This window comes from Mesorhizobium sp. M7A.F.Ca.MR.362.00.0.0, from assembly GCF_004023175.1.
GTDB lineage: Bacteria > Pseudomonadota > Alphaproteobacteria > Rhizobiales > Rhizobiaceae > Mesorhizobium.
The window spans coordinates 1-538 of the sequence record NZ_RZTF01000802.1 but is presented as its reverse complement, the minus strand read 5'-3'; the positions used below and the strand labels follow the sequence as shown (position 1 = coordinate 538).

Genomic DNA, 538 nt, shown 5'->3' with positions numbered 1-538 from the left:
GTTGCGCCAGGCAGCATTCTTGGCTGCGGCCTAGGCTCCGGGATGCGGCTCGATCACGTCGTGCTCGCCGCCGAAGCCGTGCATATAGAAGGCCCATTGCAGTCCGATGACGGCACCCTTGATCGGCTGCAGCAACGCAACCGACAAAAGGATGGTCAGCGGAACCCAGATGGCGATGTGCTGCCATGTGGACAGCGTCGACGTGGCCTCAACGCCCATGAAGGCGCCCAGCACGACATGGCCGACGATGACGATGACCAGATAGGCGGGCAGGTCGTCGGCCCGGTGGTGATGCAATTCCTCGCCGCAGACACTGCATGTGTCGACGGTCTTGGTGAAAGCGCGAAACAGCTTGCCTTCGCCGCAATGCGGGCAGCGGCCGAGCAGGCCGCGCTTCATCGCCGTCCACAGCGGGCGCGCGGTCCGGCCCGAGTGATGTTCTCCGCCGAAAACCTGTTCTTCCATGGCTGTTGTCATCATCGTCTCCTGCCGCGCGAACCCGGTCGCGATTGCGACGCGCGGGCGCGGCCCTTGGGCC

The 538-nt window shown here is 65.1% G+C and carries 1 protein-coding gene; it reads right to left on the bottom strand.

Annotation, left to right across the window (positions count from 1 at the left end; genetic code table 11):
- Positions 1–30 precede the first annotated feature (30 nt).
- Positions 31–465, bottom strand: coding sequence for a DUF983 domain-containing protein (locus tag EOC06_RS37800; RefSeq protein ID WP_174800363.1), 435 nt, complete (start codon positions 463–465; stop codon positions 31–33).
- Between the last annotated feature and the right edge of the window lie 73 nt (positions 466–538).